The organism is Chryseobacterium sp. WLY505 (assembly GCF_030846215.1).
GTDB lineage: Bacteria > Bacteroidota > Bacteroidia > Flavobacteriales > Weeksellaceae > Chryseobacterium.
Map to the genome: position 1 here is coordinate 203221 of NZ_JAVCWI010000003.1, position 12231 is coordinate 215451.

The window sequence follows — 12231 nt, forward strand, 5'->3', positions numbered from 1 at the left end:
CTTTTGTATTTTTAGAATGTAATTTTATAAGTTCCGGTGGAAGAAGTATTGGCTTTTTCGGCCTTCACATATTTCTTAACCCAGCTCACAGAGGTAGATGCTACACAAGGATCTGAAACACCTCCGGATCTTCTTGCAGACACCACATTTCCTGCTTTATCTACCGTATACGCGATGGTAATTGATCCACTTGCCGTACAGCTGTGAGAAGGCTGTGCTCCACCTCTTCCCATTGTTCCGGGAATATAGCCTACCAGTTTTCTGTCGATCCCTACTTTGCTGTCTCCGTTTCCGTCACCACCTAAAGGATCTCCTGCATTTCCAATGCCTTCACCGGTTCCCTGGCTTCCTGCTTTGGTTCCTCTTCCTTTGATCAGGTTTCCGATAGCTGCAGTTCCTTTTCCGTCTCCATTTCCTGTTTTTGAGTTAGCCGTAGTTGCTCCTGGTTTTTTAGTATTTTTTGAAGCACTTGTACTGGTGGCTTCTTTTTTCTCAGCTTTTTTGGATTCCTCTTTTTTAGGAACAGTTGCTTTTGAATTATTTCCTGTAATTACTTTCTCCTTAACCTCAGTTTTCTTTGGTTCCGGAGTTGGTGCTGGTTCTGGTTTTATAACTGTTTTTGTTTCCGGAACAGGAGTTTCTGCAGGCTCTGGAGTTACTTCTTCCGTTGCAGCGGCAAGACTTCCCGGCTGTTCAGCTGGTTCTTCAATCCCTTTTCCGTTTCTGTTGTCTCCAAAGTTGACCAGCATGGTAGTAACCACTTCAGGATCTTTATCCAGTTCAGGTTTTAATTTATACAAAAAAACAAAAAGCAGAATAGCAGCCCAGATGAGAATAGAAAGCAGTGCGCTCTTTACTCTGTCTTTGTTTTCTTCGTTTCTGTTTGCTGTATAGCTTTTCATCTTAAAACGTAATTCTTTCCGGAAATCCGGGTCTGTTATTTATCTTTAACGGTTGCAATGGCAATGTTAAATTTATATTTTTCAGCAATTTCCATCACAAAAACAACATCTTTATGCAATGTGTTTTCATCAGCTCTGATCGTAAATGATTTATTGGGCTGGCTGGCTAATTTATCTACAATAGTTTTCTCCAGTTCTCCTCTATTTACAGGATTATCATCCACAAAGAATGAGCCATCCGGCTTGATGCTTACTGTCACAGGATTCGGAATATTATCGTCAACGGCTCCGGCTTTCGGCAGATTCACATCAATAGCGCTTTGATTGGCAGCTGAAGAAGTGATCATAAAGAAAATCAGCATCAACAGGATAACGTCTGTCATCGCTGCTAAACTGAATTCCGGATTGGCTTTATTTCTTCTTTGAATTTTCATCGTAAGAAAGATTTATAAAGGTTTGTTGATAAGGTCTAAAAATTCTCCTGACATATTCTGAGCTTTCAGGACAAATTTATCAATCCTTGTCAATAGAATATTATAACAGAAGTTAGCAGGAATCGCTACAGCCAAACCAACAGCAGTCTGTCCTAAAGCGGTATAGATCCCTTCTGAAAGTGTTTTCGGAGAGAAAGATCCTGTTGCGTGGGAAAGATTAAAGAAAGCAATAATCATCCCGATTACTGTACCTAAAAGTCCCAACATGGGTGCGATACTTGGTACTACAGCCAAAAGGTTCAGGTTTTTTTCCATATTGGCAACCTCTACCTGTGCCTGGGATTCCATAGCACTTACAATATCAGAAACAGGACGTCCTAATCTTGAAATTCCTTTTTCTAAAATTCTTCCTTCAGGAGAGTTCTGGGTTTTGCAGTAATCTGCTGCTGCCTCTATTTTTCCTGCCTTGATGAAGTCTTCGATATTGTTCATGAAGTTGGAATCTGTTTTTGATGTCAGCCTTTTGATAAAGAAAAATCTTTCAAAAAACAGATATAGTGAAAACACTCCCAATAGTAATACAGTGACCATCACTATTTTAGCGAAAGCTCCTCCATGGAACATAATCTTCCAGAATGAGAACTCTAAGTTGTCTGCAGCAACTGCAGGGGTAGCGATTTGTGCAAATAAAATCTGAGAAAGTTCCGTTAACAGCATTAAATGTAAATTTTATTAAATTTCAACGACAAATGTAGGAGAATATTATGAATTGAACTCTTAAAAATTGCTTAAAAACAACTTAAATTTTGTTACAATTTTACAAACAGCAAATTTCTTTCCAAAAATAATTTTGAAAAGAAATCCGGTATGAAAAAGATAGAAGCGACTTTTAGTCTTCGCCTACCTCAATATCATCTTGCTTAAATTCGCATTTTAATCTAAAAGGGATCGGTGTATCGGATCCGGTATAGAAATCATCAATAGTTCCTTTCCAGATCACCTGAAGCTCTCCTTCTTCATTTCTATCAAAAAGAAGCTCATTGTCATAGATGTAGGCATCTTCGTCATCGAAAAGGTCTACTTCTGTATAGGTTTCTTCATCAGAGTCATTGATGATGATGGTTTTTCCTTCTATTTCCGCCGATTCAATAGGAAAATCGAACACTTCAAGTGAAAGCTGCGGAAAGTTGTACTGTAATGAATCATCATCTACGTGATCCAAACTGTCATCCGTAATCACTTCAACCTCTAAAAAGTGTTGCTGGTTGCTGTAAACTGCCTTACAATAAGTATTTCTGATATTGTATTTTAGCGTCTCGTCCGGATGGTAAATTTTTAAAATCCCTTTCATTTTTTCTTAAAAAAGAACTGTAATAATATGATTGTTAAACGTTTTAGACAAAGATAAAAAATTGATTCAAAGTTAAAAGGATTTTGAAAATATTTTTTTTAAAATCAATGTATACGATAAGTCTGAATATCCTAATAATACTTACTTTTGTTTTCATAAAGATTCTGAAAATGAAAAACATTTTATCAAAAAGTATTCTTGGGTTGGGATTGATGATAGGTCTTGCTTCCTGCAAAAAGTCGGATTCTCCCCTCACAAAAGTGACACCCAGCAATCTGGATTCTATCGCTTCCAACTATTATGAGCAGTATCTTAAACTATATCCTTTAGATGCTACAGCACAAGGAGATACGAGATATAATGATCAGCTTCCCATCAATATTGATAAAGATTTTATCTCAGGAGAGGTAGCGTTCTACAATTCTGTACAGAAACAGCTGGAACATGTAGATTACAAGAGTCTTTCTGATGAGGATAAAGTGGTGTATGATGTATTGGATTATACTTTAAAAGATAAAACTGAGGCCTATGCCTATCATCCTGAATATATTCCTTTTACTCAATTTGGAGGACTTCCGCTTACGTTCCCATTGTATGGAAGCGGAGAAGGAAACCAGCCTTTTAAAACAGAAAAGGACTACAGCGACTGGCTGAAAAGAATGGAAAAATTTCCCGAATGGATGAATGCAGCTACGGATAATTTCCGTGAGGGAATCAACAATAAAGTAGTACTTCCTAAAAAACTGGTTGTCAAGATGATTCCTCAGATGAGAGCAGAGGAAATTACTACTTCCGATATGGAAAAGAATATTTTCTATGGCCCTATAAGAAAATTCCCAAAAAGCTTACCTCAAGCTCAGAAAGATAAATTTTCAGCTCTTTACAAGGATATTATCATCAAAAAAATCATTCCGGCTTATACTAAAATGGGAACATTCTTAGAAAAAGAGTACCTTCCGAAAGCAAGAGATACAGATGGATACAACAGTCTTCCTAACGGAAACGAGATCTACAACTATTATGTAAAAAGCTGGACAACCACTAAGAAATCTCCTGAAGAAATTAATAAAATAGGACTTCAGCAGGTAGCCATGCTTCGTGCAGAAATGGAAAAAGTAAAACAACAGGTAGGCTTTACAGGAACTCTAGAGGAGTTTATCACTTTTGTAAAAACAGATCCAAAAGCGATGCCTTATAAGACTTCTAAAGAGGTTTTGAATGCATTTAATGGTATTTTAACGAAAATCACTCCGAAGCTGAAGACTATGTTCAATGTGACTCCAAAAACAAAGTTTGAGATCAGACAGACGGAGAAATTCAGAGAGGCAAGTGCCAGTGCAGAATATATGCCGGGGACTCCGGATGGGAAAAGACCGGGTATCTTTTATGTTCCGCTTCCTGACCCTACTCAATTCAATGTTACTTCAGGAATGGAATCTCTTTTCCTTCATGAAGCCATTCCAGGGCATCACTATCAGGTTTCTTTACAACAGGAGAACACGAAACTTCCTAAGTTCATGAGATTCGGATGGTTTGGGGCTTATGGAGAAGGATGGGCTCATTATTGTGAGACTTTAGGCCCTGAGTTTGGGTTATACACAGATCCTTATCAGAAGATGGGTTACCTGAGCGATCAGATGCTGAGAGCAGTAAGATTGGTAGTAGATACGGGACTTCATACCGGAAAAATGTCACGTGAAGACGCGATCAAGTATTTCCTAAGCAATATTTCTTACGACGAGGGATCTGCCACTGCAGAAGTAGAACGATATATGGCAATGCCGGGACAGGCTTTAGGCTACAAAATAGGATCCTTAAGAATCCGTGAGCTGAGAGAAAAATATCAGAAAGAACTTGGAAGCAAATTCAATCTGGCAAGCTTCCATGATGAAGTATTGAGCCAGGGATGTCTTCCTTTGGATGTTCTGAACAGAAAGATGGAGCTTTGGGCTAAAAAACAAAAATAAAATTATATTAATAAAAAAGGGTACCGATTGAACGAAGTACCCTTTTTTATTTCATTCTTCTAAATAAACAAAATTGATATGATCACAGAAAGCCTAAGATCTCTTTTCAACAGGGATTTAAATAAATTAAAAACAGAGATAGAAGCCTATCAGAAAGAAGAAAACCTTTGGAAGATTGATAAAAACATTGCCAATTCTGCGGGTAATCTGACCCTTCATCTGGTTGGAAATATCAATCATTTTATAGGAGCACAACTTGGAAATACGGGTTACGTAAGGCATCGTGAGCTGGAGTTTTCATTAAAAGATATTCCAAGAGCTGAGCTTGTTGAAAAAGTAGAAGCCACCATAGCGATGATAGATTCTGTTCTTCCACAATTGTCTGAAGAAGATCTTAAAAAAGAATACCCTTTGGTTGTTTTTGAAAGCAAAATGACCACCGATTACTTCCTGATTCATCTGGTTGCTCATCTGGATTACCATTTGGGGCAGATTAATTATCATAGAAGGTTATTGGACATTTAATCCATCAGTAAAAATTAAAATAACGCAACGATCACAAAGTAATTGTTGCGTTTTCTATTAGTTCGCAAGGGCGCTACAAAATAATTGTCCTTGCTGAACGAAGTGCCTTTGCGAGCGATTTCAACATCGTTTTTATGCAAAACCATGTCAAGGTTTTGAACCTTGACATGGTTGAAATTACGAAGATATCTAGAATATTATTTCTCAAACATCATTTTCGTAATAAAATCCTTTTCTCCTTTTCCTCTTGCCGGAGAATATTCTCTTCCATAGAAAATAATCTGGAGATGCAGTTTATTCCATACTTCTTCAGGAAATAATTTTTTGGCGTCACGTTCTGTTTCCACTACATTTTTTCCGGAAGTAAGTTTCCATTGTGTCATCAGACGGTGAATGTGGGTATCTACCGGAAAGGCAGGAAATCCAAATCCCTGGCTCATAACAACAGAAGCCGTCTTATGCCCTACGCCCGGAAGTGCTTCTAATTCCTCATAAGTCTGTGGAACAATGCCATTATGCCTTTCCAACAGAAGTTCAGCCATTTTCTTCAGGTTTTTAGCTTTTGTATTGGATAATCCTATTTCTTTGATTAATTCTTTGATTTCAAATTCTTCCAGCTTAGCCATTCTTTGCGGTGTTCCTGCTACCGCAAAAAGTTCGGGAGTAACCTGATTTACTTTTTTATCTGTAGTTTGTGCCGAAAGTGCTACGGCAACCATCAATGTATAGGGATCGGTATGGTCTAATGGAATAGGTGTGGTAGGATATAATTTATCCAGTTCTATCTGAACGAGCTCAGCTCTTTGTTTTTTTGTCATGTATGCCTTAAATTTGAACAAAATTAAATCATTATGCTGAAAGTTGGAGATAAATTACCTGAATTTGAAGGATTCAATCAAGACGGAGAAACAGTAACCTCATCAAAATTAATTGGAAAAAAACTGGTCGTTTTCTTCTATCCGCAAGCGAATACACCAACCTGTACAGTGGAAGCCTGCAACCTGAGCGATAATTATGCTAAGCTTGAAAAAGCAGGATTTCAATTACTGGGAGTAAGTGGTGACACAGTAAAAAAACAGAAAAACTTCCATAGCAAATTCGCATTTCCTTATGATCTTATCGCAGATGAAAACCGTGATATCATTGAAAAATTTGGGGTATGGCAGGAGAAAAAAACGTTTGGAAAAACGTATATGGGAATTGTAAGAACCACTTTTATCTTTGATGAAAATGGAGTTTGTACAAGAGTGATTGAAAAAGTAACGTCAAAGACTGCTGCTGAGCAGATTCTGGAGGGATAACTTTTTTAAAACACAGATATCACAAATATTTTCACAAATAACACAGATACATTATTGTGTTATTTGTGAAAATATTTTTTTTATAGATTTATTATTCTGTTTCGTAATAATTTAACTCTTCTGTTTCACCAGGAAGTATGACGTGTTTTTTAAACCTCAGCCCTAGTTTTTCAATCAGTTTTTGGGAAGAAATATTATCTTTTGAAATGATGGCAGATATTTTCGTTAATCCAAAATCATCCATCCCGATAGATTTCACCTTCTGAGCTGCTTCGTAGGCATATCCTTTACCTTCGAACTCTTCCAGTAAAGAATATCCGATATCCACAATATCAAGCCCTTCCCTTTCGAAGATTCCTACTGCGCCTACTTTTTCATTTCCGTCTTTGGTTACTAAAAGATAGTTTCCAAATCCCAGCCTTTCAATCTGTGGGGCAAATCTGTTGAGGATATAATTTTCAGCATCTTCAATGGAATTCACATTGCGGTTGCCGATATGTTGAATGAATTTGGGTCTGTTATAAAGTTCAAAGACAAAATCTTTGTCTTCACGGGACATAGGGCGAAGGATCAATCGCTCAGTCTCATAGGTATTATCTGCGCTTGGGTGTTTTTTTGGGCTCATCTTTCTTTGGTTCTTCTTTTTTTTCGATTTTCAACAATCTCGGGTTATTAGCACATTTTTTATTGTAAAGCTCAATATAAGTTCCATTGTCTTTTACATTACTTACAGCACCTGTAGATTTATTTACGGTGACTGTATAATGTGTTTTCTGGTATGGACATTCCTTTGAGGTGAGTTTTCCAAGGTCCAGATAGTAATTCAACTTATCTTCATGATAATTACCTGCAAGGTCCTTAAACTCCTCATCGACCATATATCCGTCAGCGGCTAATACAATAGCGGCTTCCTGAGCATTATCAATTCTGTCTACAAACTTCTTCAGTCCTTCAACATCCGTAACGTAATTTACTTTACCTCCTTCCGAATAAGCGATATAATAAAAGCTGTCTTCACTAGGGAAAAGATTGAATCCTGAGAATTGAGGAGTATAATTTACCTTACCCGAAATCTTTATTTCCTGACCTTTCCCATAGCTGTTGTATACCAACACCCATGAATCTACCTTATTACCGGGGTTGATCTGCTGCAAAACAGCAGGAATACTTGAAAACTTTTTCTTCTCCTGAGCAAATCCTAAGACTCCCAAAAGTAAAAATGTAAGAATTGTAAATCGGGTTGCAGTTTTAATCATAATTTAAAAATCAGCAGAAAATATACCAAATATTACATAAACTTCTCGCCCTTCTTAAAGTTTTTTAAGTCAAGAACATAATCTTTAATGAGCTGATCGTTATCCCTCGGGCAGATAAGAAGCGCTTTATCTGTATCTACAACAATGTAGTTTTCAAGGCCATCAATGATCACTGCTTTATTATTATTCTTTAAACGGATGATATTTCCTTTTGAATTATAAGAAAGTAAATGTTTCAGTTTTACAGCGTTTCCGTCTTTATCTTTTTCTGTATTCTCATAGACGGAAGTCCATGTACCAAGATCGCTCCATCCTAAATCTGAAGGAATCACATAAACATTCTTTGCTTTTTCTAAAATCCCGTTATCAATAGAGATTTTCTGAACCTTCGGATAAATGGTTTCAATACAGTTGTTTTCTTTTTCTGAATTGTACTCACAAGCCATAAAATGCTGCATCATCTCAGGAAGATAGAGATCAAAAGCATGGTGAATACTTTTCACATTCCATACAAAAATTCCTGCATTCCAAAGGAAATCGCCACTTTCCAAAAAGCTTTGGGCAATTTCAAGGATAGGTTTTTCTGTGAATGTTTTTACTTTAAAATATTCAGATCCTTTTTTTTCTACAAACTGAATATAGCCATACCCTGTATCAGGTCTTGTAGGAGTTATTCCTAATGTTACCAGATAATCATGCTGTGAAGCTACCTCAAATGCCAGCTCCACTTTTTCCAGAAATACGTCCTCTTTAAGGATCAGATGGTCTGCCGGCAATACAATCATGGTTGCATCCGGATTAATCTCAGCAATTTTGTTAGCCATATACAGATTACAAGCGGCTGTATTCTTCATCAACGGCTCGCCCACAATATTCTCTTCAGGAATTTCCGGAAGCTGCTGATGGGAAACAGGAACATACTCTTTATTCGTAATCACGAATATCTGTTCTTTAGGAATTACCTTGCTGATGCGGTCATAGGTTTGCTGAATCATTGTACGCCCGGTTCCTAAAATATCCTGAAACTGTTTTGGAAATTTCTGCGTGCTCATAGGCCAGAACCGGCTTCCGATTCCTCCCGCCATAATAACGCAATATCTATCTGATTTTGACATTCTTAACTACATTTTTCTACCCTCGCTAAAGGCTTGAAAGAATACTTCCTTCCAGTAGCCAGGTTCTTACAAAGATAGTTTTTTTTAACCAGACCTTCTAATAAATACTTTTCGTTGCGGTACATAAAGAATTCTCCCTTTTTAAGTTCCTCGATAAATTGAAGAGTATCATCCTGTTTCTCAGTATGGAAATATCTTACCAGATCGGGGCTTGCCATGAAATTGGCTTTGGGTGATTTTGAAAATTTGATGATGATAGGTTTGAGTTCTTCATCATAAATTTCAAGACTTTCCAGGAGCATATTTCTGAAAGTTTCTTTCCATTCGTTGCCGTGGGGTGAGATTCTTCGTCCATATTTTTCGAAAGCAATCAGGTGGGCAAGCTCATGAGTCAGTACAAAGAAAAAAAGCTGCGGGGTAAGGGTAGAATTTACCGTAATTTCATGAGAATTGTCCGGAAGTTTTCGATAATCTCCCAGTTTTGAATTTCTGTTTCTTGTAACCTTTATATGTATATAGTAATCTGAAAACCAGATCCTTAAATATTTAAGTGTATTTTGAGGTAAGTATTTTTCTAATGATTGAATTGGCATTTTACAAACTTAATGGAATTCCTGCATAGAAATTCAATAGTTTAAGACTAAAAAGATAATTATATTTTGCCTGCGCTACTGATCCCTGTGCATTTGCATAATTATTTCTCGCCACATTGACGTCATATATAGTTGTTCTTCCGGCAGCATAACTTTTATCTGCAAAATCAAGAGCCAGTTTCGAACTTTTTTCTGCTTCTACGGCAGACAGATAGGTTTCATAATTGGCATCAGCATCAAACTGAGCTTTCTGTACGTTTTGTCTTACGGTCTGTTTTTGTTGTTCTAACGTAATTTTGGCTATACTCTCATTTACCTTAGACTGTTCTACCTGAAGTTTTGTTTTCCCTTTATTAAAGATAGGAATATTCAGTGATAGCCCTACGTTTTGTCCGAACTGGTCTTTATATTGTTCAAAAAAATTTCCCTGCACAGTACCTGGCATAGGATCAAACTGTCTGTTATAGAAAGTGTTAAGACCAGCACTAGCTGTTAATGTAGGCCAGAATGCTGTTTTGGTTACCTCAGTTTGTGCTTCGGCAGATCTTATCCTGCTTTCGGCGGCTTTAATCTGCGGTTGTATCTCATATGCAGTGGTAAGCACTTCATCCACTGAATTAAGCTGTAAATCAAGTTTTTCCGGTACATTTACATCCTCCACGTCGAAACCTTTATAATCGGAAAGCTGTAGTAGCTGAGCAATAGCAAACAAGGCACGCCCAACGTTGACTTCTGCTGTTTTAAGGTTTTGTTTTTCTCTTGCCAGCGCAGCTTCAGCCTCTGCCAGAACCGTTTGGGCAGTCGTCCCAACCTGAGTTGTGATTTTAGCTCTGTCAAACTGTTTCTGAGCATTTTCCACAGCACTCTGGGAGATTTTAACGATCTCCTTATTCAACAAGGCAGTCAGATATTGTTGAGCAATCTGAAGAGAGATATCATTTTTAATAGTTTCAATGTCATATTGGCTTGCTTCTACATCAAACTGGGCCTTTCTGACATTCTTCTCTAATCTCCCGTTATTATATAGCAAAATATCGGCCCCCAGACCAACACTGTTATTGAATCTGTCGTTTCTAAAACTTCCGGCTCCTAATGACCCCTGCCCGAAACTCACTCCATTCGTCATACTCCCCGATACAGATGGTAAATATTCTTTTTGGGCTGCTTTAAGATTATATTCCTGGTTTTGTTTGTTATACTGATTTTGGATAACCTGAAGATTATGCTCCACTGCATAGCTTACACATTCTTTTAAGGACCATTTTTTCTGAGCGCTTAAACCCAGATAACCTAATCCAAAAACGATGATCCAAACTTTTTTCATATGTATATGTTTATTTGTTTTTAATGGCCATATGAAATCGTGTTATCTTCATCAGTACTATACCATGTAAATCACAGCGATTTCATATTAAGATTTTTCAATATTAGACGAATTAAATATAAAAAAGTTACAGATTGAAAAATTATATTTTATTTTAAAAAAACTTTTGGGAATTTTGCACCATGACAAATGAACAATATCAGGAAGCTATCGACTGGCTTTTCGTACAGATGCCCAACTATCAGATAGATGGACAGAAGGCTTATAAACCTGGACTTGATAATATAACAAAGCTTTGTGCTTTCTTTGGAAATCCTCAGGATAAAATAAAGTGTATTCATATTGGCGGCACCAATGGAAAAGGTTCTTCAAGCAATATGCTGGCATCAGTTCTTCAGGAGGCTGGTTATAAAACCGGATTATACAATTCTCCACACCTTATCGACTTCACAGAGCGAATAAAGGTGAATGGAAAAAACTGTAATAAAGAATTTGTCTTTGATTTTATTCAAAAACTGAAAACGATTCCGGAAGATATCCGTCCTTCATTTTTTGAGTTTACCACCATTATGGCTTTTGAATATTTTTATCAGCAGCAGGTAGATTTTGCCATTATTGAAGTGGGATTGGGAGGCAGACTGGATTCCACGAATATTATCAAACCATTGATTTCGGCAATTACCAATGTTCAGCTGGATCATCAGAATATTCTTGGAGATACCATTGAAGAAATTGCCACTGAGAAAGCCGGAATAATTAAAAGCAATATCCCAATTATTTCCGGTGACGAGAACGAAGCCGTTAGAAATATCATTCAGGAGAAAGCAACGAAAGAAAATGCTCCGTTTATAGATGCAACTCTTATAAATACCACCCTTGAATCTGATCTGAAAGGAAATTACCAGAAAAAGAATATCAGAGTTGTCTTAGCTGCGGTAGAAGAATTAAAAAAACTTGGAGTACCTATTTCTAATGAAGATCTTGAAAACGGGCTGCTCCATGTTCATCAGAATACAGGATTTATTGGCCGCTGGTTCGAGTTTTCACAACATCCGCTTACCATTTGTGATACGGGTCACAATCAGGCAGGTTTGGAGTATGTTTTTTCACAATTAAATTCAATTAACAGACACAAGCATATTATTCTGGGGTTTGTGAATGACAAAAAAATAGATGATGTGATGAAATTACTTCCTGAAAATTCTGAGTTCTATTTTGCAAAACCATCCATCAACAGGGGAAGACATCCCGAAGATTACGAAAATCTGCTCCAGGAGGCGAAAATTTTTTATAAAATTTTTGATTCCGTGCAGGAAGCGTATCTCTCTGCAAAAGAACGATGTACAAATGAAGAAATGATTTTTATCGGCGGAAGCAACTTTGTAGTGGGAGATTTTTTGGAAAAAAATTTGGAGATTAAAGAATAAGTCGTATATTTGCACCACTCTAAACAAGAGAACAAG

General features: G+C 37.1%; 14 protein-coding genes. 4 read left to right on the forward strand and 10 right to left on the reverse strand.

What is annotated here, in order from left to right:
* Positions 1–11: 11 nt before the first annotated feature.
* The 4 genes from RAH34_RS09395 to RAH34_RS09410 form a co-directional block, all read right to left on the reverse strand.
* Positions 12–902 (reverse strand): ferric siderophore ABC transporter substrate-binding protein, encoded by an 891-nt coding sequence (locus RAH34_RS09395; protein ID WP_114819661.1) that lies wholly within the window; start codon positions 900–902, stop codon positions 12–14.
* 35 nt (positions 903–937) lie between these two features.
* Positions 938–1336: a biopolymer transporter ExbD gene (locus RAH34_RS09400; protein WP_306595949.1), complete on the reverse strand. Its 399-nt coding sequence runs from the start codon at positions 1334–1336 to the stop codon at positions 938–940.
* 12 nt (positions 1337–1348) lie between these two features.
* On the reverse strand, positions 1349–2053 hold the full coding sequence (locus tag RAH34_RS09405) for a MotA/TolQ/ExbB proton channel family protein (protein ID WP_047426580.1): 705 nt from the start codon (positions 2051–2053) through the stop codon (positions 1349–1351).
* A 172-nt stretch (positions 2054–2225) separates the two neighbouring features.
* Positions 2226–2687 (reverse strand): hypothetical protein, encoded by a 462-nt coding sequence (locus tag RAH34_RS09410; protein ID WP_306595950.1) that lies wholly within the window; start codon positions 2685–2687, stop codon positions 2226–2228.
* Positions 2688–2857: 170 nt separating this feature from the next.
* On the opposite strand from RAH34_RS09410, the gene RAH34_RS09415 reads away from it, so the two are divergent.
* Both RAH34_RS09415 and RAH34_RS09420 read left to right on the forward strand, forming a co-directional pair.
* Positions 2858–4654 (forward strand): DUF885 family protein, encoded by a 1797-nt coding sequence (locus RAH34_RS09415; RefSeq protein ID WP_306595951.1) that lies wholly within the window; start codon positions 2858–2860, stop codon positions 4652–4654.
* Positions 4655–4732: 78 nt separating this feature from the next.
* Complete coding sequence (locus tag RAH34_RS09420) at positions 4733–5179, forward strand: DinB family protein (protein ID WP_306595952.1); 447 nt, start codon at positions 4733–4735, stop codon at positions 5177–5179.
* A gap of 197 nt (positions 5180–5376) precedes the next feature.
* Here the strand turns inward: RAH34_RS09420 and nth are convergent, their stop codons facing one another.
* The gene (gene nth, locus RAH34_RS09425) at positions 5377–5997 is read right to left on the reverse strand and encodes an endonuclease III (protein WP_306595953.1); all 621 of its coding nucleotides are present in this window, start codon (positions 5995–5997) and stop codon (positions 5377–5379) included.
* 33 nt (positions 5998–6030) lie between these two features.
* On the opposite strand from nth, the gene bcp reads away from it, so the two are divergent.
* Positions 6031–6480, forward strand: a complete 450-nt coding sequence (gene bcp / locus RAH34_RS09430; protein ID WP_114819655.1) for a thioredoxin-dependent thiol peroxidase — start codon at positions 6031–6033, stop codon at positions 6478–6480.
* Positions 6481–6571: 91 nt separating this feature from the next.
* On the opposite strand, the gene RAH34_RS09435 is transcribed toward bcp, so the two are convergent.
* From RAH34_RS09435 to RAH34_RS09455, 5 genes are read right to left on the reverse strand one after another with little or no spacing between them, the layout of a single operon-like run.
* On the reverse strand, positions 6572–7105 hold the full coding sequence (locus tag RAH34_RS09435) for a GNAT family N-acetyltransferase (RefSeq protein WP_114819654.1): 534 nt from the start codon (positions 7103–7105) through the stop codon (positions 6572–6574).
* Positions 7074–7736 (reverse strand): hypothetical protein, encoded by a 663-nt coding sequence (locus RAH34_RS09440; protein ID WP_306595954.1) that lies wholly within the window; start codon positions 7734–7736, stop codon positions 7074–7076. The genes RAH34_RS09435 and RAH34_RS09440 overlap by 32 nt, the downstream gene beginning before the upstream one ends.
* A gap of 32 nt (positions 7737–7768) precedes the next feature.
* Positions 7769–8851 carry a mannose-1-phosphate guanylyltransferase gene (locus RAH34_RS09445; protein WP_306595955.1) on the reverse strand — a complete coding sequence of 361 codons (1083 nt, stop codon included), beginning with the start codon at positions 8849–8851 and terminating at the stop codon, positions 7769–7771.
* A 2-nt stretch (positions 8852–8853) separates the two neighbouring features.
* Positions 8854–9444 carry a SprT-like domain-containing protein gene (locus RAH34_RS09450; protein WP_306595956.1) on the reverse strand — a complete coding sequence of 197 codons (591 nt, stop codon included), beginning with the start codon at positions 9442–9444 and terminating at the stop codon, positions 8854–8856.
* A 1-nt stretch (position 9445) separates the two neighbouring features.
* On the reverse strand, positions 9446–10768 hold the full coding sequence (locus tag RAH34_RS09455; protein ID WP_306595957.1) for a TolC family protein: 1323 nt from the start codon (positions 10766–10768) through the stop codon (positions 9446–9448).
* A 182-nt stretch (positions 10769–10950) separates the two neighbouring features.
* Here RAH34_RS09455 and RAH34_RS09460 point away from each other — a divergent pair, with 182 nt between their 5' ends.
* Positions 10951–12195: a folylpolyglutamate synthase/dihydrofolate synthase family protein gene (locus RAH34_RS09460; RefSeq protein ID WP_306595958.1), complete on the forward strand. Its 1245-nt coding sequence runs from the start codon at positions 10951–10953 to the stop codon at positions 12193–12195.
* Positions 12196–12231 lie beyond the last annotated feature (36 nt).

What these genes read in the sequence shown, in the direction of transcription:
- RAH34_RS09395 (WP_114819661.1), bottom strand. Translation starts at nt 902, where the DNA reads ATGAAAAGCTATACAGCAAACAGAAACGAAGAAAACAAAGACAGAGTA.
- RAH34_RS09415 (WP_306595951.1), top strand. Translation starts at nt 2,858, where the DNA reads ATGAAAAACATTTTATCAAAAAGTATTCTTGGGTTGGGATTGATGATA.
- RAH34_RS09450 (WP_306595956.1), bottom strand. Translation starts at nt 9,444, where the DNA reads ATGCCAATTCAATCATTAGAAAAATACTTACCTCAAAATACACTTAAA.
- nth (WP_306595953.1), bottom strand. Translation starts at nt 5,997, where the DNA reads ATGACAAAAAAACAAAGAGCTGAGCTCGTTCAGATAGAACTGGATAAA.
- RAH34_RS09410 (WP_306595950.1), bottom strand. Translation starts at nt 2,687, where the DNA reads ATGAAAGGGATTTTAAAAATTTACCATCCGGACGAGACGCTAAAATAC.
- RAH34_RS09455 (WP_306595957.1), bottom strand. Translation starts at nt 10,768, where the DNA reads ATGAAAAAAGTTTGGATCATCGTTTTTGGATTAGGTTATCTGGGTTTA.
- RAH34_RS09460 (WP_306595958.1), top strand. Translation starts at nt 10,951, where the DNA reads ATGACAAATGAACAATATCAGGAAGCTATCGACTGGCTTTTCGTACAG.
- RAH34_RS09440 (WP_306595954.1), bottom strand. Translation starts at nt 7,736, where the DNA reads ATGATTAAAACTGCAACCCGATTTACAATTCTTACATTTTTACTTTTG.
- RAH34_RS09400 (WP_306595949.1), bottom strand. Translation starts at nt 1,336, where the DNA reads ATGAAAATTCAAAGAAGAAATAAAGCCAATCCGGAATTCAGTTTAGCA.
- RAH34_RS09445 (WP_306595955.1), bottom strand. Translation starts at nt 8,851, where the DNA reads ATGTCAAAATCAGATAGATATTGCGTTATTATGGCGGGAGGAATCGGA.
- RAH34_RS09405 (WP_047426580.1), bottom strand. Translation starts at nt 2,053, where the DNA reads ATGCTGTTAACGGAACTTTCTCAGATTTTATTTGCACAAATCGCTACC.
- RAH34_RS09435 (WP_114819654.1), bottom strand. Translation starts at nt 7,105, where the DNA reads ATGAGCCCAAAAAAACACCCAAGCGCAGATAATACCTATGAGACTGAG.
- bcp (WP_114819655.1), top strand. Translation starts at nt 6,031, where the DNA reads ATGCTGAAAGTTGGAGATAAATTACCTGAATTTGAAGGATTCAATCAA.
- RAH34_RS09420 (WP_306595952.1), top strand. Translation starts at nt 4,733, where the DNA reads ATGATCACAGAAAGCCTAAGATCTCTTTTCAACAGGGATTTAAATAAA.